18 protein-coding genes are annotated in these 19,612 nt (G+C 60.4%); 16 read left to right on the forward strand and 2 right to left on the reverse strand.

The genetic code is table 11. The annotated features are described in order from the left end of the window. The first annotated feature begins 128 nt into the window (after positions 1–128). From SFY93_RS11535 to SFY93_RS11550, 4 genes are read left to right on the forward strand one after another with little or no spacing between them, the layout of a single operon-like run. Complete coding sequence (locus SFY93_RS11535) at positions 129–1,106, forward strand: ABC transporter substrate-binding protein (RefSeq protein ID WP_158550520.1); 978 nt, start codon at positions 129–131, stop codon at positions 1,104–1,106. 16 nt (positions 1,107–1,122) lie between these two features. After that, positions 1,123–1,938, forward strand: a complete 816-nt coding sequence (locus SFY93_RS11540; RefSeq protein WP_320447178.1) for an ABC transporter ATP-binding protein — start codon at positions 1,123–1,125, stop codon at positions 1,936–1,938. A 7-nt stretch (positions 1,939–1,945) separates the two neighbouring features. Beyond that, positions 1,946–2,707, forward strand: a complete 762-nt coding sequence (locus SFY93_RS11545; RefSeq protein WP_068729103.1) for an ABC transporter permease — start codon at positions 1,946–1,948, stop codon at positions 2,705–2,707. 60 nt (positions 2,708–2,767) lie between these two features. Beyond that, positions 2,768–4,174 (forward strand): amidase, encoded by a 1,407-nt coding sequence (locus SFY93_RS11550; protein ID WP_320447179.1) that lies wholly within the window; start codon positions 2,768–2,770, stop codon positions 4,172–4,174. Positions 4,175–4,295: 121 nt separating this feature from the next. On the opposite strand, the gene SFY93_RS11555 is transcribed toward SFY93_RS11550, so the two are convergent. Continuing rightward, a complete protein-coding gene (locus SFY93_RS11555; RefSeq protein WP_320447180.1) occupies positions 4,296–5,291 on the reverse strand; it encodes an isopenicillin N synthase family dioxygenase in 996 nt (331 codons plus the stop codon). Positions 5,292–5,976: 685 nt separating this feature from the next. Continuing rightward, the gene (locus SFY93_RS11560) at positions 5,977–6,996 is read right to left on the reverse strand and encodes a LysR family transcriptional regulator (protein ID WP_320447181.1); all 1,020 of its coding nucleotides are present in this window, start codon (positions 6,994–6,996) and stop codon (positions 5,977–5,979) included. A 43-nt stretch (positions 6,997–7,039) separates the two neighbouring features. On the opposite strand from SFY93_RS11560, the gene SFY93_RS11565 reads away from it, so the two are divergent. The 12 genes from SFY93_RS11565 to SFY93_RS11620 all read left to right on the forward strand — a co-directional run bounded on the left by SFY93_RS11565 (position 7,040) and on the right by SFY93_RS11620 (position 19,611). Then, positions 7,040–8,089, forward strand: a complete 1,050-nt coding sequence (locus SFY93_RS11565; protein WP_320447182.1) for an ABC transporter substrate-binding protein — start codon at positions 7,040–7,042, stop codon at positions 8,087–8,089. 220 nt (positions 8,090–8,309) lie between these two features. Beyond that, on the forward strand, positions 8,310–9,104 hold the full coding sequence (locus SFY93_RS11570; RefSeq protein WP_320447183.1) for an SDR family NAD(P)-dependent oxidoreductase: 795 nt from the start codon (positions 8,310–8,312) through the stop codon (positions 9,102–9,104). Beyond that, positions 9,101–10,546 carry an allantoinase AllB gene (allB, locus tag SFY93_RS11575; protein ID WP_320447184.1) on the forward strand — a complete coding sequence of 482 codons (1,446 nt, stop codon included), beginning with the start codon at positions 9,101–9,103 and terminating at the stop codon, positions 10,544–10,546. The genes SFY93_RS11570 and allB overlap by 4 nt, the downstream gene beginning before the upstream one ends. A gap of 4 nt (positions 10,547–10,550) precedes the next feature. After that, the gene (locus SFY93_RS11580; RefSeq protein ID WP_320447185.1) at positions 10,551–11,393 is read left to right on the forward strand and encodes an ABC transporter ATP-binding protein; all 843 of its coding nucleotides are present in this window, start codon (positions 10,551–10,553) and stop codon (positions 11,391–11,393) included. Beyond that, complete coding sequence (locus SFY93_RS11585; protein ID WP_068737726.1) at positions 11,390–12,166, forward strand: ABC transporter permease; 777 nt, start codon at positions 11,390–11,392, stop codon at positions 12,164–12,166. The genes SFY93_RS11580 and SFY93_RS11585 overlap by 4 nt, the downstream gene beginning before the upstream one ends. 14 nt (positions 12,167–12,180) lie before the next feature. Then, positions 12,181–13,128, forward strand: coding sequence for an acetamidase/formamidase family protein (locus tag SFY93_RS11590; RefSeq protein ID WP_320447186.1), 948 nt, complete (start codon positions 12,181–12,183; stop codon positions 13,126–13,128). A 2-nt stretch (positions 13,129–13,130) separates the two neighbouring features. After that, positions 13,131–13,709: an LOG family protein gene (locus tag SFY93_RS11595; protein ID WP_320447187.1), complete on the forward strand. Its 579-nt coding sequence runs from the start codon at positions 13,131–13,133 to the stop codon at positions 13,707–13,709. A gap of 110 nt (positions 13,710–13,819) precedes the next feature. Further along, positions 13,820–14,851, forward strand: coding sequence for an ABC transporter substrate-binding protein (locus SFY93_RS11600; RefSeq protein ID WP_320447188.1), 1,032 nt, complete (start codon positions 13,820–13,822; stop codon positions 14,849–14,851). Then, complete coding sequence (locus tag SFY93_RS11605; RefSeq protein WP_320447189.1) at positions 14,851–16,302, forward strand: amidohydrolase family protein; 1,452 nt, start codon at positions 14,851–14,853, stop codon at positions 16,300–16,302. Before SFY93_RS11600 ends, SFY93_RS11605 begins: the two co-directional genes overlap by 1 nt. Positions 16,303–16,749: 447 nt before the next feature. Beyond that, positions 16,750–17,226 carry a recombinase family protein gene (locus SFY93_RS11610; protein ID WP_320447190.1) on the forward strand — a complete coding sequence of 159 codons (477 nt, stop codon included), beginning with the start codon at positions 16,750–16,752 and terminating at the stop codon, positions 17,224–17,226. Between the two features lie 562 nt (positions 17,227–17,788). Further along, positions 17,789–18,949 (forward strand): transporter substrate-binding domain-containing protein, encoded by a 1,161-nt coding sequence (locus SFY93_RS11615; RefSeq protein WP_320447745.1) that lies wholly within the window; start codon positions 17,789–17,791, stop codon positions 18,947–18,949. Continuing rightward, positions 18,946–19,611, forward strand: a complete 666-nt coding sequence (locus SFY93_RS11620; RefSeq protein WP_320447191.1) for an ANTAR domain-containing response regulator — start codon at positions 18,946–18,948, stop codon at positions 19,609–19,611. The genes SFY93_RS11615 and SFY93_RS11620 overlap by 4 nt, the downstream gene beginning before the upstream one ends. The last annotated feature ends 1 nt before the right edge of the window (position 19,612 follow it).

Genomic DNA, 19,612 nt, shown 5'->3' on the forward strand with positions numbered 1-19,612 from the left:
GGCGACAAAAGCAGCCGTTGAATCCGTTCATGCGGCACGAGTCTTGCTCTGTAATGAGGCAGCCGCCGCATCGGGCGTGAACGTTCAAGGCGAGAGGGCTCGCCATGCTGGTAACAGGAGTTGCACGTATGAAGTCGCTGGTTCGTTTGACATTTGCCTTGGCCGTCGCCGCAACTCTGACCGGTTTTTGTACTGGACGCGCGTCGGCGCAGGACAAGGTTGCGGTAGGCGTGTTCCCGCTGAGCTCGTCCCTGCCGTATTTTGTGGCGCTGGAGAAGGGGTTCTTCAAGGAGCAGAATATCGAACCGGAAATGACCAAGTTGATGGGCGGTCCGGCCAATGTCGCGGCGATGATTACCGGCCAGATCGAGGTCTCTGCAGTGCTCGTCACGCTCGAGGGTCTCAACGCCAATATCAAGAAGCCCGGCGTTGCGATGTATATCGCCCTGAACAGCCAGACACCTGAATTCAAGATGGAGCAATTCGTCGTTCGCAACGGCGTGAAGGCAGACAAGATTGCCGACCTCAAGGGCATGAAGTTGATGTCGGCGCCGGGGCCGGCCAATCTCAACACCGCCAAGGGCATTCTTGCCAAGAATGGGCTGAAGGACGGTGACTATACCATCGATCAGCTCGACATGAGCCAGCATGTCAATGCAATGACCGCGGGCACGTTCGATGGCGGCTACACGCTGGAACCGAATGCGTCGATGATGATCAAGGCTGGCGTCGCGCGGACGCTGGAGGCCGGTGTGATCTCGAAATACATTCTCGGGAATCCAAAAGCCGACGCCTATGCAGCCGGCTGTGCCATCACCAGCGACTTCATCCAGAAGCGGCCGGACGTGGCGAAGCGCTTCGCTATGGCCTGGAGCAAGGCCGTAGACTACATCAACAAGAGCCCGGATGACGCGCGTAAATATCTCGCCAAGAACACGTTCACGCCGGATAATGTCGTCGATATGGTCTCGATGCTCGGTTACACGATGGCTAAGGACATGACGCCGACGCAGATCGCCGATCTGCAGAAACTGTCGGACTTCGGCACTTCGATCGGTGTCGTGCCGGAGAAGCTCGACGTCACCAAATATATCTACAAATATTGAAGCTGGCGTGATCGTGATGCATCCCGCTGCAAGCATGGAGCTGTCTGCCAACGCGCGGGCCGCGGCGACGCGGACCGCGCCGCATGTGACGATCCGCGGCCTCAGCAAGCGGTTCGCGGACGCCACAATCTACGACAATTTCGATTTCGATATTCCGCGCGGCAAGCTGATGTCGGTGTTCGGTCCGAACGGTTGCGGCAAGAGCACGCTGATCAACATGATCGCCGGGCTGTTTCCCGCCGACAAAGGCGAGATTTTGTTCGATGGCCAACCGCTCAACAAGATCAAGTTCGGTTACGTATTCCAGAACTACCGCGAGGCGGTGTTTCCCTGGCTGAGCGCCTTCGACAATATCGCCTATCCCCTGAAGGTGATGGGCGTACCGAAGAAGGAGCGCAATCTCAAGGTCGAGAAGATCGTTGCCAGTCTGAACGTCAAGATCGACCTCAACCTCTATCCCTATCAGATGTCCGGCGGCCAGCAGCAGTTGGTCTCGATCATGCGCGCTCTGGTGGTCGACCCTGAGATTCTGTTCCTCGACGAGCCGTTCTCGGCGCTGGATTACGAGATGACGTTGTTCATGCGTGAGCAGTTGCAGCGCGTGTTCGTCGAGACCCATACCACGACCGTCCTGGTCTCCCACGATCTGGAGGAGGCAGTCTATTTGTCCGACCGCATCCTGTTGCTGTCGCGGCATCCGGCACGGCCGGTCGAATTCGTACATTACGATGCGCCGCGTCCGCGCACCGACAAGACCATGACCGAGGGGGAGTTCATCAGCACTAAGGCGCATTGCCTCGAGATCTTCCAGCGCGAAGTGCGGAAGGGCTGACGAACCGATGAACTGGAAGCGCCTGGAAGTCCTGCTGCCACTCGTGGGCGTCGTTGTGCTGCTGGCCGTCTGGTCGGTCGTGACGTGGCTGCGGATCGTCGATCCCGTCCTGCTGCCGTCGCCGGCTGCGACATTCAAGGCGCTGTGGACCGGCATGTTTCACGGCAAGCTTGGTGTCGATTTTGTCAAAACGGTCGAGCGCACGATTTACTCGACGATCATTGCTGCGATCGTCGCCATCCCGCTCGGCATTCTGCTCGGGTCTTCCGAGCGGCTGTATCGTTCGGTGGAATTTCTGATCGACTTCTTTCGCTCCACGCCAGCATCGGCCATGTTTCCGCTGTTCTTGGTCCTATTCGGCGTGGGCGATCGCACGAAAATCTTCGTCGCCGCATTCGGCGCAGCGTTGGTCATCCTGTTCAATGTCGCCTATGGCGTGATGAATGCGCGCAAGACCCGCATCCTCGCCGCGAAGGTGATGGGTGCCTCGCGCTTGCGGGTGTTGTGGGACGTTATGTTGCTGGAATCGATGCCGGCCACATTTGTAGGCTTGCGCAACGGCGTGTCGCTGGCGCTGGTCATCGTCGTCGTTGCCGAAATGTTCATCGGCTCGGTCGATGGCCTTGGCCAGCGTGTGTTTGAGGCGCAGCAGATGTTCGAAATGCCGGACATGTACGCCGCCATCTTCGCCGCCGGCGCTCTGGGTTATGGGCTCAATCTGCTTTTCCTAACCATCGAACGCCGCTTCGTGCACTGGTCGGGAAAATAACCAGCTTAACCGTTGTCATCGCCCTTGGTTGGAGGCCTGCGATGACGAATGGGAAACCGCATGACTGACGACTTCACGCGTAAATCCGCCGTCGAACTCGCGTCGCTGATTGCGAGCAGGTCGGTCAGCCCCGTCGAGGTACTGGATGCGCATCTGGATGTCATCGCGCGCGTCAACCCGAAGCTCAATGCCATTGTCACTTTGGCCGATGCCAGCGCACGGGCTGCGGCGAAAAATGCCGAGGCAGCGGTGATGCGTGGCGATCGCCTTGGCGCGCTGCACGGGCTGCCTGTGGTGATCAAGGACATCACGCCGACGGCCGGCATTCGCACCACATATGGCTCGCCGCAGTTTAAAGATCACGTCCCTACGGAAGATGCTGAAGTCGTGCGGCGGCTGAAGGCCGCCGGCGCCATCATTCTAGGAAAGACCAACACGCCTGAATTCGCTGCTGGGGCCAATACCTTCAATGATGTATTTGGGGTCACGCGCAATCCATGGAATTCAGCGCTGAGCCCATCCGGTTCATCCGGTGGTTCGGCAGTCGCTGTTGCCACCGGGATGGCGCCGCTGGCGCAGGGCACTGACTTTGGATGTTCGATCCGGATGCCGGCGTCGTTCAATGGTATCGTGGGTATTCGTCCGACACCGGGGCTGACCCCAAACTACCCGATGCCATTGGCTTGGGATCCCGGCCAGGTGCATGGCCCTTTGGCGCGCACGGCGGAAGACGCCGCCCTGATGCTGGATGCAATGATTGGCTTCAGCCGACGCTCGCCGATTTCGGTGGCGCCGCCATGGTCGAGCGCGTTCACGATCGTCGACACCGTTCAGGACTTGAAAGGGCTCCGCATCGCTTATGTCTCGGATATTTCCGGGATCGGCGTAGATAATGAGATCGATGTGATTTGCCGCGCCGCCACTATGTCGCTGCGAGATGTCGGTGCGACGGTCGAGGAAGTCCATTTTGATATGTCGGATGGCAAGGCTCCGTATCAGGCCTGGCGTGGGCTTTGGATGGTTGGTCAGCAATATGAAAATCTTGATCAACTTGAGGAGTTCGGCATGAACCTGAAGGGGAACGTAAAGGCCGGTCTGAAGATTACGCCGCTGGATTTTGCCGCGTCCGAGCAGAAGCGCATGGAGTTGTTCCTCGCCTTTGCCAAGTTCTTCGAGAATTTTGATCTCCTGATGACGCCTCAATCGCCGGTCAAACAGTTTCCGGTGAACATGAACTTTCCGACCGAGGTCAATGGCAGAACGCTCGACAACTATACCGACTGGATTGCAGGATCATTCCTCGTCACCCTCATGAGCCTGCCAGCTGGCTCGGCGCCTGCAGGACTCACGCGCGAAGGCCTGCCGACCGGCATTCAAGTCGTCGGCCCACGTTTCGAAGAACCGCTCATTCTGTCGGCGATGAAGTTTCTGCAGCTAGCCCATCCGATCGGCTGGCCGCCGCACTGATAGACATGCCTCCCGTTTCATCGCGATGCGGTGATACGAATGCCCATGTTACTCGCCAGCAGGAGAGGATCGATGCGGTGAAGTGCGTGTTGCATCGATCCATTTCGATCTGTGTCTTAGTCTACTGTGCGAAGTTCGCTGCGATCCGCTGCTGCAGGTAATCGTGCGCGGAGATCGGGTCGTAGATCTTGCCTGGGCCCTGGATCATCGCATCCTTGTTCGCCTGGCAAAAGAACGGGAGAGAATAGCGCGGGCCGAGATATTCGTCGGCCTTGGGCATCCGCACGCGGTGCAGAGTCGAGAGGAGCCGGTCGTCGCTCCAGCGGCGTAGCATATCGCCAATGTTGCAAGTGATGACGCCCGACGCCGGTTCAACATCGGTCCATTCCAATTCGGCGGATTCCTTGCCCGGGCACAGCTGCAGGCCACCCTGGCCAAGGCGTTGGTGCAGGAGCGTCAGGCAATCAAAGTCGGTATGGGCTCCGGCCCGCCAGCCGGTATAGTCCTCAGGCTTGGCATTCGTCATCGGCAAGTAATGCAGCAGTCGTAGAGTGCTCTGATATTCCGCGGATTGCGGATCGTGCGCTTCGGTGAAGAAGTCTGGCTTGAAGCCGAGTTTGAGTGCGAAGCACGACAACACCTTCATGCCGACTGCCCAATTGGCGCGTTCAAAGGCCAGCATCGCAGCCTTGAATCCGGGGATTTCGTCACCCGTCGGCCACAGCTGAGCCATCCGCGGCAGAGTGATTTGGTAGGATTCTTTGTTGTCCGCAGTTCCCGTGGACGGGCGAACTTGGCTCTTGTATTCCCAGCCGGCATTGGTGCCTTTGCCGAGCGGGTACTTTGCCTTTACGTCCGAGGCGAGCGCAAAAAATTTCGCGGTCATATCGAAGGCCTCGTCGACCTGCTCTTGTGGGATGCCGTGATTGATCAGCTGGAAAAAGCCGATCTCCGTCGACGCAGTCCAGAGCTGGTCGGAAATCTCCTGCTTTCGAACTTCGAAACTGGCGAGGTCAATACGCGGGATGTCCCGGTGCTTGAGACCACCAACGCCGCCAAAGTTGGTTTCCTGGTTCAGTTCGTCGAGGGCGTACCCGACGTTGCTTTGTGTTGTCATGTCACACTCCATCATTGGCCAAGGTGCGAAACTGCAGGAGCGAGGCGTAATAACTTAAACAGCATTATGATGCCGTTTACGCGTGATTATCGCTGCTTCTCCCGTTGAGCGGGATCGCTGCAGATCTGACGGACTGTAAAATGGACAGTAAAATTGCATCTTGCCGGCGCCAGAACGAAAACAACGATCTTTGCCGAGCAATGTCCCGAACCGCACTGGTTCTGACCGCTTCTACTCTGAGCGTAATTCACCAAGAAGCGTTCCACCGGGCAAGCCTATAGGTTGGGCAGTGCGCTGAAAAATTTCTCTGATACCTTTCGTTCCAACGTCATCCCGAAGCGGATTCACCAGCCTCAGCCTATCGCTGCTCCAGGGCTACGAGCTGCCGAGGATGGTGGGATATTCGAGCAGCGGGGGCTGAAAATTTCTGCGAAGCGAGCATCGGCGTAAATTAATATAAAGAGGTTAGAGAGGAAGCGGTTAAACTTGCATAGTCGATGACCGTTCCGGCGCAAAGCGGACATTCGCGAAGCCCACGAGGTCTGCTGAATGCGAATAGAGGCGTCATCGAAAACCGCTTCAGTGCGGGCAAGGCGCTTTGATGGTTGCTGTTTCTCGACCTTCTTGCATGATTGACGGGCGGTTCAAATAGCTTCGCGTAATGATATAATTTACGGTGAAAAGGCTAGGCGGCCGGGCGAATCTCGTTCAGGCTCTTCGTCAGGATTTCCGCAAATGTGGCAGCCGCAACCGGTAGCGTGCGACCGCGGAGTTGGCAGAGCACCAAATCGGCCGTGGGAACGTCGCGGGTATCGATCGGCCGGCCGATAAGACCCATGCCAAGCGTTCCGTTAGGCGCGCCGATCTCGATCTGAAACGAGATCAAGTCGCAGTGGAACACCAAGCCGCGCAGCATCTCGAAGGAATTGGATTCGGCGAGCATATTCAGTCGCAGATCGCGCCGCGTCGTGACTTCGTCAAGAATCTGGCGACCGCTCAGGGTACGATCCGGCAATGCAGCGGGGTACTCGACACAGTCCGACAGCCGCAAGACTTTCTTGGCCGCAAGCGGATGATCCGCCTTCATCACCACTACCAGCCGTTGCGGCACACTGTTGATGACGCGCAGCGAGGGCCACATCGTCGGACGGTGCACCAAAGCCAGATCGACGTCATAGGCGGCAAGCGCCGCCATTGCGCGCTCGTGGTCCATTACCTTCAGATCGAATACGACTTTCGGGTGCTTCTTCTGGAACGCCGCGACACGCAGCGCCAGAAAATCGAGTGCCAAGGCCTGACTGCAGGCAATCTGGATAGGACCGCGCCTGAGACCGCGCAGGTCCTCGACCTGAGACTTCATGCGATCGGCATCGGCGATCTGACTCCGTGCATAGCGCACGAACATTTCGCCCGCGGTCGTGAGTTTCACGCCGCGCGGACGGCGCTCGAACAGAGGCGTGCCGATTTCGGCCTCCAGATCCTGAATCCGACGGTTCATTGCCGAAGGCGTGAGATTGAGCAGTTCCGCCGCACGGCGTATCGAGCCGGTGCGGGCCACTTCGACCACATGGGTCAGCAATTTCAGGTGTCGCATGCGTTTTCCAGGTGAAGCCTTTTTTGCACCGCTTAAGCAAAAAGATAGCAGCAGATAAGTGCACTCGGATAGCTTAACTTTGCTCCTGAGGGCGGCTGCAGGCAGAAACATCCCATCGGCCGATCGTGTCACTCTTCTCAACAGGAACACACCGATGACCGGACGCCATGCATTTCGTGGATTGCAGACGCTTGCCCTGACACTGATCGTGACGGCCGGATCGTTTGTCGCCGCGCAGGCCGACACCAGGATCAAGATGGTTCTGAACTGGAAGTATGAAGGTCCGCAGGGCATGTTCTTTCTGGCGCAGGATCGCGGCTACTTCAAAGCTGAAGGCCTCGACGTCAGTTTCGACCAGGGTAACGGCTCTGGTGCGGCGGTGCCGCAGGTCGCCAACGGGGCCTATGACATGGGGTTCGGCGACATCAATGCGCTGATCGAACTTGCCGCCAGGAAGCCGGACGAAGCGCCGATTGGCGTCTACCAGATGTACAACCGCCCGCCCTTCACGGTGGCGGTGAAAGCCGACAGCCCGATCAAGACCCCCGCCGATTTCGTCGGACGAAAGCTGGGCGGTGCGGCCAACGACGGCGCGCTGAAGCTATTCCCGGCGCTCTGCGCGGCGACCAAGATCGACTGCACCAAGGTCGAGGTTACCAACATGCAGCCGAACTTGCGCGAACAGATGCTGATGAAGGATCAGGTCGACGGCGTGTTCGGCTACATCACCACCATCCGCTTCAGCGCCAGGCTGATCGGCATCGATCCTGAAAAAGAGATTCGCTTCATCAAGTTCGGCGACTACGGCATGGATCTGTATTCCAACGCCATCATCGTCTCGCGCAAGTTTGCCAGGGAAAACCCCGACGCCGTGAAGGGCTTCCTCAAGGCGCTCAACCGCGGCGTCAAGGATGCGATGGCCGATCCGAAGGCCGCCATCGAGGCCGTGCAGAAGCGCGAACCACTGATCAAACCGGAGATCGAACGCGCCCGCCTGGAAGCCACGCTGTCCGACGAAATGACTTCGCCGGAAATTTCAAAGATCGGCCATGGCGACATCAACGACCAACGCATGAGCAAGGCGATCGATATCCTCGTCAGCGCCAAGGAACTGCCACGCACGCCGAAGGTCGGCGACGTGTTCGACCGCAATTTCATGCCGCCGCTGGCGGATCGTCCGACGGCCATCAAGGCTGCGATGTAACGACGAACCGAGCCCTCAGCATCACCGGCCTCTCAACCGTCATTGCGGGCCCCAACGAATTGGCGAAGCCAATTCGTTGGGCGAGGCAGTCCAGTCTTCCCCTGTTCGTGGCCTCTGGATTGCTGCGTCGCTTCGCTAAGGGGAAAGCCGGCAAGCCAGCTTTCCCTGACCTGGCAATGACGTGGAGGGCCAGAGCAAACGACCCAAGAAAGACAACACCATGAAACTCTCCCTCGAAAATCGCGTCGTCATGATCACAGGCCCTGCCAAGGGCATGGGCGCCTCCATCACCCACGCCTTTGCTGAGCAAGGCTGCAAGCTGGCACTGCTGGGCCGCGATACCTCGGCGATCGAGCCGGTAGCGGCCGAGGTGAAGGCCAAGGGCGGCGAGGTGATCGTCATTCCCTGCGATCTCACGAAGTCCGAGCAATGCGAGGCCGCGGCGGAGAGGACCAAGGCGGCGTTCGGCGGGCGCATCGACATTCTCGTCAATGTCGCCGGCGGCTCCGGACCGATCGGTAAGACCGGCGTGCAGACCACGCCGGAGGAATTCGACGAGATCGTCACGCTCAATATGAACGGTTGCTTCCACTCCATGCGCGCCGCGTTGCCGACCATGATCGACCAGCGCTACGGCAAGATCGTCAATGTTGGCGGCACCTTCGGCATGCGCGGCCGCGCCGGCCGGATGGCCTACTCGGCCTCGAAATGGGGTCTGCGCGGCATCACCAAGAGCTTCGCGCTCGAGGTCGGCCCGCACAACATCAACGTCAATTGCGTGGCGCCTGGCATGGTCGATGGCCCGCGCTTTCGCGACAAGGTATGCCGCGACATGGCGCTGAAGCTCGGCATCACCGAACAAGAAGCCGCCGAGCGCCACGCCATGGACTACGCGCTGCGCCGCGTCACCGTCGATGCCGACGTCGCCAATGCCTGCCTGTTTCTGGCCAGCAACGTCTCGCGCCAGATTACCGGCGTCGACCTGCCGGTCGATGGCGGTTGGGCAATGCTGTGAGCGAGGTGGCTAATATGGGCGACAAGGTCGATCTGGTCATCAATGGCGGCACCATCGTATCGCCCGATGCAAGTTACAAGGCTAGCATCGCCATCAAGGACGGCGTGATCCACGCTATCGGCGCGCCGGAGGCGATGCCGCCGGCGACGCAGATACTCGACGCCACAGGCCTTCATATTCTGCCCGGCGCCATCGACGTTCACGTGCATTTCCGCGACCCCGGCTATCCGCAGAAGGAAGATTTTGCCAGCGGCACTGCCGCGGCAGCCTTTGGCGGCGTCACCACTGTGTTCGACATGCCCAACACGCTGCCGACCATCAACAATGCGGAAGCGCTGGCCGACAAGCACAAGATCGCTTCTGCCAAGGCCTATGTCGACTACGGGCTCTATGCGGTGCTGGGCGAAGACAGCATCGAACATGTCGACGCGCTGATCGATGGCGGCGTGATCGGCTTCAAGCTCTATATGGGCAACACTTTCGGCCGCATCCCCTCACCGACCACCGGCGCGATGCTCGAAGCCTTCGAAGTGGTGGCCCCAACCGGCAAGCGCATCTCGCTGCATGCCGAGACCAATTCCATCATGGAGCGCCGCGAAGCACGGCTGCGTGCCAGCGGACGCATCGAACCGATCGCGCACCTGGCAGCACGGCCCGCCGTCGTCGCCGTCGAGGCCGTCGCTCGCGCGGCGATCCTCGCCGAATGGACCGGTGCGCGCATCCACGTGCTGCACATTTCCTCCGCTGCCGAACTGCAGCCACTGGCCGAAGCCAAGGCGCGGGGTGTCGACATTACCGGCGAGACCTGCCCGCAATATCTACTGCTGTCGGAACCCGATTACGAAAAATTCGGCGGCGTCGTGCGCGTCAACCCGCCGGTGCGCGAGAAGCCCAACCAGCAGCCGCTGTGGAACGCGCTGATGGATGGCACGATCGACGTGATCGCCACCGACCATGCGCCACATGCACCGGACGAGAAGACCCGGCCGGACATCTGGACGGTCGACTGCGGCTTTCCCGGCGTCGAAACCCAGATGCCGCTGATGCTGACCGAGATCAACAAGGGCCGCGCCACCATCAACGACTACGTGCGCTGGAGCGCCGAGAGCCCCGCCAAAATCTGGGGCCTGTATCCACGCAAGGGCACGCTGACGGTGGGGTCCGATGCCGATATCGCCATCGTCGACCTCAAGCGCGAATGGACCGTCGACGACGCGATGATCCAGTCGCGCGCGAAGATTTCGCCGTGGCATGGCCGCAAGGCCTCGGCACTGCCGATCCATACCATCGTGCGCGGCCGCTTCGTGATGAAGGACCGGATCTTGCAAGAGGAAGCCCGCGGCACCGGGCAATCGGTGCATGCGATCCAGCAGATGCCGCCGGCGATGCCGGCCAACACCGACTCGACCATGGCCGCGATCACCTCCGTGCAGAAAGCCTGACCCGATGAACGCACCGCTCGCCCACCCAAAGCCCCGCGCTGTGGACAATGTGATCGAGCTCGAAAAGGTGCGCGTCACCTTCGGCACGGCGAAGAACGCCGTGACCGCGCTGGCCGAGACGTCGCTACGCATAGACAAGGGCGAATTCGTCGCCCTGGTCGGTCCGTCCGGCTGCGGCAAGTCGACGATTCTGAAACTGGTGGCCGGCACGCTGAATGCGACCCAGGGCAACATGTTCGTTGCCGGCCGCGAAATCGGCGCGGGTGCGGCGCGCATCGGCATGGCGTTCCAGAACCCCACGCTGCTGCCGTGGCTGAATATCCGCGACAATGTCATGCTGCCACTGAAGATCGTGCCGCCGTTCAAGGAACGCTTCAGCGCCAAGCGCAAGACCGAATATCGCGACCGCGTCGAGGCATCGCTCAAGCAGGTCGGCCTCGGCGGCTTCGGCGACAAGTTTCCCTGGCAGCTCTCCGGCGGCATGCAGCAGCGTGCCTCGCTGTGCCGGGCGCTGATTCATGATCCGACCTTGCTGTTGCTCGACGAGCCATTCGGAGCGCTCGATCAGTTCACCCGCGAGGAACTATGGGAGATCATGCAGAACCTGTGGATCGAGAAGCGTCCGACGGTGCTGCTGGTGACTCACGACCTCAAGGAAGCCGCCTATCTGGCGTCGCGCATCTGCGTGATGCAGGCGCGGCCCGGTCGCATCGTCGATGACAGCACGGTGCCGTTCGCGCGGCCGCGCACCATCGACGTGTCGTTCGAGCCGGATTTCGTCACGCTGACCCAGCGCCTGCGCCAGCGCATCGTCGCGGCTCGCGCCGTTCAGGAGATCGTGTCATGAGCGAACGCGTCCGCCGCCAGGTCATGTCCACCGCCTGCATCATCGGCTTCTTCGTACTGTGGGAATTGTTGTGCCTGATGTTCCATGTCTCGGACATCGTGCTGCCGCGGCCGAGCCAGGTGCTTGCGACGCTCTGGACGCGCTTCCCCGCGATCTGGCCGCATGCGCTGCAGACGCTGTACACAACCATGGTTGGGTTCGGCTTCGGCATCGCGATCGGCATTCTCCTGGGCATGCTGATCGGCTCGTCGAAGCTGGCCTATGACGTCGCCTATCCGATGCTGGTGGGATTCTCGTCGATCCCGAAAGTCGCGGTGGTGCCGATCTTCGTACTGTGGTTCGGCGCGGGCACCGTGCCGGCGATCCTCACCGCGATGATCATGTGCATCTTCCCGATCGTCGTGAACGTCGCCACCGGCCTTGCGGCGACAGAGCCCGAATTGCAGGATGTCATGAAGACGCTGCGCGCGACCAAGCTGGAAATTCTGTGGAATGTGGGCCTGCCGCGCACCATGCCGTACTTCTTCGCCTCACTGAAGGTGGCTGCGACGCTGGCTTTCGTCGGCACGGTGATTTCGGAGACCGTGGCCTCCAATCGCGGCATCGGCAATCTGATGATGATCGCGTCGTCCAGCTTCGATGTGCCGCTGGTGTTCGCCGGCCTGTTCATTCTGGCTGCATTGGGCGTCGGTTTGTATATTGTGTTCTCGCTGATCGAGGCGCGCGTCACCGGCTGGGCCGTGCGCAGCGACAGTTTCGCCGCCGGCGGCTGAACACAGGATATTCCATGACGCAGACACTGCTTCCGACCCCGACGACCGTTCATTGGGGCTATTTCGACGCGACACTGAAGCCTGTGGCCACGATCGACCCCGGCGAGACCATTGTGATCGATAGCGTCAGCGGATCGGCCGAGAGCAGGCCGACACAGCACGGCATGACGGTGCGCCCGGAACTGGATGCAGTGCTTCAGGCAGTGAAGCCGGACCTGGGGCCGCATATTCTCACGGGTCCCGTCGCGGTGCGCGGCGCGATGCCCGGCGATGCGCTGCGGGTCGAAATCCTGGACGTGAAGCTCGCGGACGATTGGGGCTTTACCCTGTTCAAGCCCGGCATGGGCACGCTGCCCGATGATTTTCCCTATGCCCGCACGGTGTATCTGCCGATCGACACGGCCGAGCGCGTGATCGACACGACCTGGGGCATCAGGCTCAAGGCGCAGCCGTTCTTCGGCGTGATGGGCGTCGCGCCGTCGCCAGCGACGGGCCGCGCCAGTTCGGTGACGCCGTCCTATTTCGGCGGCAACCTCGACAACAAGGAACTCGGCGCTGGTGCTGTGCTGTATCTGCCGGTGTCGGTGGAAGGCGCCTTGTTTTCATGTGGTGACGGCCATGCAGTGCAGGGCGACGGCGAGGTCTGCCTCACCGCGGTCGAGACCGGCCTTACCGGCACCTTCAAGATCGATCTCGCGAAAGACGCCAAGCTCGACGCGCCTTATGCCGAGACGAAGACGCACCTGATCGCCATGGCGTTCGACGAGGATCTCGACGAAGCAGCCCGAGTCGCGCTGCGTCGGTTGATCGCGCTGATCGTGGCGCGGACCACGCTGAGCGATGCGGATGCCTATCAGCTCTGCAGCCTGGTCGCGGACCTGCATGTCACGCAACTGGTCAACCGCAGCAAGGGCATCCACGCGATGATCAGGCACGACATCCTCGCACAATCGAAGCGATAGTCATGACGTGTTCGATCACAAGCGTCGCCGTGTTCTGCGGCTCCAATTTCGGCAATTCAGATGCCTATGCCGACGGCGCGCGCCAACTCGGCGAAGAGCTCGCCAGGGCCGGCATCACGCTGATCTATGGCGGCACCACCAAGGGCCTGATGGGCGTCGTCGCGGATTCGCTGATGAAGGCTGGCGGCGCCGCCCATGGCGTCATCACCGAAAGCCTGCACGCGCGTGGTCATGCGCATCCCCATCTCAACCGCAGCGAGATTGTCGCGACCCTGCGCGGGCGCAAGGAGCGCATGGCGGAGCTCGCCGACGCCTTCATCGCCATGCCCGGCGGCATCGGCACCATGGAAGAGATGATGGAAGTCTGGACCATGAACCAGCTCGGCGAGATCGACAAACCCGTGGGCCTGCTAAACATCAAGGACTTCTACGCGCCGTTTCTCGGCTTCATTGACCACATGGTGGTCAGCAAGTTTCTGCCGCCGGCGCACCGGCATTCGATATCAGTAGATCCCGATCCTGCAGCGCTGATCGAGCGGCTGCGCAGCTTCCAGAAGACCGACGTGCCGAAGTGGCTGTGACAGTCCAATCCAGTGATGCCTTTTCAGCACCGCTGCATCAAAATCTTAGCGGTTGATCGCAGCACTGGAAGACCGGAAGCTTGAACCAACCTTCCCCGGAGAATTCGTCCATGCGCCGCCTCCTGACATCTCTCGTCCTCGCCAGCAGCCTTGTGCTCCCGTTTGCCGCGCAGGCGGCGGATCCGGTCAAGATCAAGTTCACGCTCGACTGGAAGATCCAGGGACTCCATGCGTGGTTCTACTGGGCCAAGGCCAAGGGCTATTTCACAGCCGAAAATCTCGACGTCACCATCGACCAGGGCGAGGGCTCGGCCGCCGCGGTGACGCGCGTGATGTCCGGCGCCTATGACGCCGGCTTCGGCGACATCAACGCGATCATCCAGAATGCCGCGACCAAGCCCGGCGAGGCGCCGGTGATGGTCTATATGATCTACAACAAGGCGCCGTTCGCGCTGCTCGCAAAAACAAACGGCCCGATCAAGAGCCTGAAGGATCTCGAAGGCGCCAAGCTCGGCTCGCCTCCGGGCGGCGCCTCGTTCAAGCTGCTGCCGCTGCTCGCCAAGCAGAACGGCGTCGATTACAGCAAGATCAATGTGACGCAGGTGTCGCCGGCGCTGCAGGAGCAGATGCTTCTGCAGGGGCAGGTCGACACCGTCGCGGTGTTCTCCGCCACCAGCTATCTCAATCTGGTGTCGCTGAAACTCGATCCGGACAAGGATTTCCGCTGGTTCTTCTATTCGGACCTCGGCCTCGATCTCTATTCCAACGGCGTGATGGTGTCGCCGAAGCTGGCGAAGAACAATCCCGAGGCCGTGAAGGGCCTGCTGCGCGCCATCAACCGCGCAATGAAGGAGACTGTGCAAAATCCGGACGCCGCCATCGACGTGCTCGCCGCGGAAGAGCCGCTGATCAAGAAGGATCTCGAGAAGCGCCGCCTGCTTTACGTTTACACGAACCTGATCGACACACCGGAAGTGCGCGACCTCGGGCTCGGCGACATCAGCGACAAGAGGCTGAGCTCGTCGATTGGCACCATCGCCGCCTCGTTCGAACTGCCCAAAACGCCCGCAGCGGGCGAAATCTTTAATCGCGCGTTCCTGCCCGCCAAGGCGGACCGCACACCGCCGACCATTGCTCCCTGATGACCGACCACCAGCGGACCATCACCTGCGCGCATGTCATTGGGCCCGATGGACCGATGGCCGGCGCGCAGTCGATTGCGATCAGCGATGGGCGCATCGCATCGATTGCGCCTGCGACCGATACCGCCGGGGAGAAGCTGCTGGCGCTGCCTGCACTGGTCAACGCGCATGACCACGGCCGCGCCATCCGCACCAGTTCGATCGGCGCCGACGCCAAGCCGCTGGAATCGTGGATTCACTATCTGGCGCTGTTTCCGTCGGTCGATCCTTATCTCGCCGCCGCCATGGCCTTCGCCAACAGCGCACTCGGCGGCGCCGGCACGGTGATGAACCACTACACCCGCGCCCAGGGCTTTACGGATCTGCCGGCCGAGGTCGCCAAAGTCGCGCGCGCCGCGCGCGATGTCGGCGTCCGTGCCGGCTTCGCGGTCTCCATGAAGGATCGCAACCCGCTGGTCTATGGATCGTCCGAACCGATCCTCGCAGCATTGCCGCCGGAGCTGCGCCCGGAGATCGAAACCCGCTTCATCCGCGCGCCGCTGTCGCCGCAGGACTACATGACCCTCGTCGACGAGGTTGCGTCAGCGGCGGATGGCCCGAACTTCAACGTGCAGTACGGGCCCAACGGTGTGCAGTGGTGTAGCGACGCATTGCTGCAGGCGATCGCCGAAGCTTCTGCGCGCACCGGCCGCCGCGTGCATATGCATCTGCTGGAGACGAAATATCAGCGCCTGTGGGCTGACGCGAATTATCCCGACGGCGTCGTGCGCATGCTCGATGAGATCGGCCTGCTGTCGCCGCGCCTGACATTGGCGCATTGCGTCTGGGCGCGGCAGGACGAGTTCGAATTGCTGGCCGAACGCGGCGTAACTATTTCGATCAACACCAGTTCGAACCTGCATCTACACTCCGGGCTGGCACCCATGGCCGAGATGCGCAAAGCCGGATGCCAGCTCGCAATAGGCATCGACAGCAAGGCGCTGGATGACGATGACGATTCGCTGCGCGAATTGAGGTTGTCTCACCTGCTCCACGCCGGCAGCGGTTTCGATCTCACCGCCACACGACATCAGGCACTGCAATCGGCGGTCGGCAATGGCCGCTTCTCCGTGAGCAACATCACCGATGCTGGCGTCCTGCGCGCCGGAGCAGACGCTGATTTGTTGCTTTTGGACTGGGCGGCCGTAGACAACGATTCCCTGCGCGATGACATCGATCCCATCAATCTGCTGTTCTCGCGCGCGAGCGCCAGCCATATCCGCGAATTGATCGTTGCCGGCCGCAGCATTGTTAAAGATAAGCGTGTCATGGGGATCGACTATCCGGCGGTGCGGCGGGAGATATTGGCACAGATGCGGGCGGGCATGGCATCGAACAGCAAGCTGTCAGCCGCGCTGGCAGCAATTGATCACGTAATCGTCGCCCACCACTGTCTCGATGGCTGCTGCTAATGACTGCGCTCTGGTATCTCGGCTCTTTGGGCCACGCGCCAAACGTCGACTGTCACGTTAGGCGCGACTGCGCGCATGCGCTCTTTAAGTGCGTCAACCTTGTGGGTTCCAATTCACTATCAATTCTCGCCGCCTAAAATTATCATCGCGAATCGGCCTTCAGTGCCTTCGTATCCAGTACTCGACAATGACGCCCGTTACTCAGTCGCCTGTTCCGTCCACCGGCGATGAGCGATGAAAATATTCGCCGTCTCTGTGGCAGATCAACAGCGGCACATTCGAGGTCTACAAGGTGGCTCGGCTCGCCGCTCCACGACCCGCTTACCGCGGAAAGCGTTGGGTGAACGGGCAGCATCTGCGGGGGTGCACGTCTTGAGATTGACCCTTTCGATCGCGACTTAGTTTCCAATCGCTACAAGTTGATGGGGCTCACGGTCGAACAGAGCGATGCCGTACTTTCCGCTACCACAAGCTCAGCCATTGCTGTTGCGAGGGCGCCCAGGGGGCGGGCAAGACCACTACGTTGCCGCCGATGGTCGAAGCCTATGCGAATGTGGGATTCCGCGTTGTCGCCACCGCCACCGCGTGGCGGATCATCCGTACGACGTGATCATCTTCTGTGCTCTCAATCGATTTTTCCGCAACGTCGCCGAGATGGAATTGGCGATCCGGAAACTGCACAAGCACGGTGTCGAGGTCGTCTCAGTCACGCAGCCGACTGGCGATGATCCGAGCCAAATTCTTGTGCATCAGATCATTGGAGCCTTCGATGAGCACGCGTCGCGGGAAATTTCGAAAAATGCGAAGCGCTCGATGTTGGAGTCGGCGCGGCAGGGAGGAATGGCGCAATGCCTCCACTCGGCTACAAGATCGTCGAGGCAGAGCGGCGCCGGTCAGAAGTCTTTCGGATCAAATTCGAAATGATACTGCGAACGAGCAGGCTTGGCAGCGACGCCAACAGCCACTTCGTCATCACAGAATGAAGTCACTTGCTCTCAACGCGACGCTGTTGACATGGACCTCGAAGTCGATCGTGCCGTCGTCGTCGACATCACCCTGCAGGAAATGATCGGCAAAGCGCAATTGGAACGAGCATCTAAATCCTTAAATACATCTGCTCGGCATGACGTATGATTCAACCTGATAGCTGGAGATCGGCGGTCATGCTTTGCATGCGCGTCTGAATGAATGCTGACGGAACAACTGTCATTGGCGCTCGTGCAATCAGTAACTTTTTCTCGGCGCCCTGCATAGTTTTGCTGCAGTGAGGCATGAATTGGAGCAATTCCCGCCGCAACAACGCGCTTGACAGCATGGTCGATCTAAGGGAGCCTAAACTGCAAGCGTTGGGCAAAGCTGCCCGATAACGCTACAAGTTCAAACCATTTCCAACACCGCGCTTTGAAATTCAAGCGTGTCCAGTTGGTGGCGAGGGCGCCCTCGGCTTTACAGCCGGCGGGCGCTTTTTTTGTTTTGGATCGAGCTGATGATGCGGAAGCACTATCGTATCGGTGTGATGTTCTCGACGACAGGGTCTTACAGTGTCGTCGCACGCTCGATGCTGAATGGTGCGTTGCTGGCTTTCCAGGAAAATGCCGAAGCAGGCGGTGCGGTGACGCTGGAGCCGGTCGTGGTCAACCCTTCGGGCGATCTTACGCATTACCGCGCGCTGAGTTTGGAATTACTCGGCGCCGGGATCCGCCAGGTTTTGGGCTGTTATACTTCTTCGAGCCGCAAGGAGGTCATTCCGTGTTTCGAGAAGTTCGACGGGTTGCTCTGGTATCCGTCGCACTATGAGGGATTCGAGAGTTCGGACAATGTGATTTATACCGGGGCGTCACCCAATCAGCATGTGCTGCCACTGGTCGACTATCTCGTGTCGCGAGTCGGCACCCGTGCGTTCTGTGTAGGCTCCAACTACATTTGGGCTTGGGAGAACAACCGCATCTTCCGCGAAGCGTTGACCGCCCGTGGAGGTACCGTGGTCGCGGAGCGATACCTGCCCGTGGGCGATACCGAATTCGATCAGGTGGTCTCGGCGATCTTCAAGCAGCGCCCCGATTTCGTCTTCAACAATCTGATCGGCACCAGCGCCTATGCCTTCTTCCGCGCCTTTCGCGCTGCCTGCCGCGCGCGCGGTATCGATCAGGTCAATGAAATTCCGGTGGCCAGTTGCACGCTGTCGGAGCCGGAGCTTGCGGAGATTGGCGACGAGGCTATCGATGGGCATCTTAGTTCCAGCGTCTACTTCTCCTCGCTGGAATCGCCGGCGAATGCGGCGTTTATCGCGGCGTATGCCAAGGCCTTTCCCGGCGGACCAGTATCGTCGGCCGATGCAGAAGCGTCCTACATCGCCGTCAAGCTTCTGGCCGCAGCATTGGAGCAGGCGGGTACCGATGATGCACGCGCCGTGCGCGCCGCCGTCGCCAGCCAGAGCTTGCTGGCGCCGCAGGGCGAGGTGCGCATCGATCCGCAAACCTATCACGCTTGGCTGACACCGCGGATCGCCCGTTCCACCCTCAATGGGCAGTTCGACGTGCTGCTGGAGGCGCGCAGTCCGATCGCGCCCGATCCTTATCTCGTTCAGTCGTCACCGCGCTTTGCGAGTGCAATGCGCTCTCCCGTGCTCAGAGTGGTGCAATCATGACATCTCGGTTGCTGCAGAACTTCAAAGGTGGTCGCGCCCTTGTCATCATCGGACGCGGAGGAAAGGAGGGCGCGCTCGAATCCACCCTCGCCAAACTCGGCGTGACAACCGAGTATCCCGACATCATCGACGGCCGCGCGCAGATTGATATCGGTAGCCTACAGCTCGAGCGCGACATTCTGTTCGTTGATGGCGATCTCGAAGGTGCGGTTGCGATCGAGGTCAATCCGGCTTCGCGCCTGCCGCCGGTGCCGGTGATCGGTCTGGTCGGTGTCGAGGCGCCGAGCCGTCTCAAGGCGCTGGTCAATCTCGGTGCGACTTCCTTCCTGCGTAAGCCGGTTCACGGCGGCGCCGTCTACACGTCACTGTTCATGGGCGTCAACCAGTTCATGTTGCGTAGCGACATGTATGCCCGCCTCCAGGATCTTGAAGGACGCCGTCGTGGTCGCCGCGATGTGATCCGCGCGGTAATTTTCTTGATGCAGCAAGACGGTCTCGATGAAGAGCGCGCCTATTCCCAGCTCCGCCGCGAGAGCATGCGCGCGCGGCAGAATCTCGAACTCTACTGCGATGAGTTTCTGAGCAGGCGGGCAAATCCGCCCGACATTCCCGGCCGCACGACCAGCATCACGCTGCGAGGCGGCAACAAGCAAGCGATGTAGG

Origin of the sequence: Tardiphaga sp. 42S5 (genome assembly GCF_034044155.1) — a bacterium.
GTDB classification, from domain to species: domain Bacteria; phylum Pseudomonadota; class Alphaproteobacteria; order Rhizobiales; family Xanthobacteraceae; genus Tardiphaga; species Tardiphaga robiniae.